Source organism: Amedibacillus dolichus DSM 3991 (genome assembly GCF_000154285.1).
Classification (GTDB): Bacteria; Bacillota_I; Bacilli_A; order Erysipelotrichales; family Erysipelotrichaceae; genus Amedibacillus; species Amedibacillus dolichus.
In genome coordinates this window covers 1-2,091 of the sequence record NZ_DS483469.1, presented here as the reverse complement: position 1 = coordinate 2,091, position 2,091 = coordinate 1, and the positions used below count along the sequence as shown (strand labels likewise).

The following is a 2,091-nucleotide window of genomic DNA, read 5'->3' as shown; positions in this document are numbered from 1 at the left end:
ACGTAAAGTCCTTGTTTTTTTAAGTTATTATTAACTACTAGAATAATTGAAAACCGACTTTCTTTTTTACTTTCATAATTTTCTTATGAGCAATTTGTCGAGCCTTGTCATTTCCCTCGGTAATAACCTTTTCCACCATACCGCTGGCAATGATTTCTTTGTACTTTGATTGAAGCTGGGTTAGAAATTGGTAGACACACTCACCGACTTCCTTTTTAAATTCACCATAACCTTTTCCTGCATAGCGAGCAACAATATCTTCAATTGTTTCATTGTTCAGGGAAGATAAGATTGTTAATAGATTAGAAATACCCGGTTGTTGTTCGGGATCATATTGAATGATGCCGATGGAGTCGGTAACGGCAGACATAATTTTTTTACGAGCTACACTAGGTTCATCTAACAAATCAATCGTTCCTTTAGGATTATCCTCTGATTTAGACATTTTCTTTCTTGGATCTTGCAAAGAATAAACTTTAGCTCCGACTTTAGCTACAAGTGGTTCGGGAACGGTAAAGGTATCGCCATAGCGGTGATTAAAGCGTTCAGCCAAATCACGAGTCAGCTCTACGTGTTGCTTTTGATCAACTCCAACCGGAACATAATCAGCATCATACAACAAAATATCAGCAGCCATTAATGATGGATAGGTAAATAATCCGGCAGTAATACCTGTTTCCCCTTTGGCAGTTTTATCTTTATATTGTGTCATTCGCTGTAATTCTCCTACATAGGAATTACAAGTTAAAATCCAACCAAGCTCGGCATGCTCATGTAAATCACTTTGTAAAAAAATAGTTGCTTTCTTCGGATCTAATCCGCAAGCAAGATATAAAGCAATTAAATCCTTCGTATTCTGCTTTAATTCCGCGCGTTCAATCGGTACGGTAATGGCATGCAAATTAGCAATAAATACGTACATGTCGTAATCCTCTTGATATGCCACAAAATTACGAATTGCGCCAATGTAGTTTCCTAGAGTTAATCTTCCGGTTGGCTTAATGCCACTTAACATTCGTTTCATATTCAACCTCCATATAATAAAAAAAGTACCTGTTGGGACGCATAAGCGTGGTACCACCCGACTTATTTCTGTAACAGAAATCACTACTCGTAACGGTGAGCGCCGTTTCCAAAGGAAAAGCTCCAAAGTTCCAATTCGATAAGCTGCACTTTACCGGTTTTCAGCAACCACCGGCTCTCTTAAAAAGCACAAGCTTTCTACTATATCTTTATCATCGCTATTTTCTTTATTATCATACGCCATTTCTAAACAGTTGACAAGATAAAACCAAAAAATTACTTTCCAATTCAAAATGCTTCTTATATAATAGAAGAGAAGTAAATAAAGGAGGCAGTCGTTGATATGATTATATTATATACATCGCCGGGCTGCGCAAGTTGCCGCAAAGCAAAGCAGTGGTTGAAAGATAACGAGATGACATTTGTTGAAAAAAATATTTTTACTACGCTTTTGAAGGAAGAAGAAATTAAATATTTATTGCAGCGCACAGAAAACGGTACGGAGGATATTATTTCCACCCGTTCTAAGGTATTTCAAGAATTACATACCGATTTAGATGATTTATCAGTAAAAGAACTTGTTGATTTGATTCAGAAGAATCCATCTATTTTGAAACGCCCGATTATGATCAATGAAAAGAATTTTGTGGTAGGCTATGATGATGATGAAATAACAGCCTTAGTGCCAGCGAAATTAAGGGCATTCTCAGACTGTGCATGTAATGAAAGCTGCGCGAATTATCCGATTTGCGGGAAGCTACGAAAGGAGATTCAAGAATAAAAAAGAAAAGAAATTGAGGGCAGGCTGCTTTCAGTTTCTTTTTTTTTTCATAAATGGAAAGATGAAAAGACGATATTAAATACCGTTGATATATTTAAAAAAACGGATACTTTCTAATCTTTTAAAAGTCGTGAATTGTTATTAGTAATAGGATTAAGTATTCATTATAATTGGTGGTTGATATATGTTTATATTTTGTTTACAAATATAATAAAGTAGAAATGTTAAAAAGGAGGGAGAGAGTGTTTTACGCTTAGAGATAGAAGTGAATAATGCTTTAAGCGATT

Annotated in this window: 2 protein-coding genes and 1 other annotated feature; of the genes, one reads left to right on the top strand and one right to left on the bottom strand. The window is 35.5% G+C overall.

Translation table 11 applies throughout. The features are described from left to right. Positions 1–37: 37 nt before the first annotated feature. A complete protein-coding gene (gene trpS, locus EUBDOL_RS01500) occupies positions 38–1,024 on the bottom strand; it encodes a tryptophan--tRNA ligase (RefSeq protein WP_004797818.1) in 987 nt (328 codons plus the stop codon). 30 nt (positions 1,025–1,054) lie between these two features. Next, positions 1,055–1,248, bottom strand: a binding site (T-box leader). A 118-nt stretch (positions 1,249–1,366) separates the two neighbouring features. Between trpS and spx the strand changes: the two genes are divergently transcribed. After that, entirely contained in the window at positions 1,367–1,804 is a 438-nt protein-coding gene (gene spx, locus EUBDOL_RS01495; RefSeq protein WP_004797812.1) for a transcriptional regulator Spx, read from the top strand. Positions 1,805–2,091: the final 287 nt, after the last annotated feature.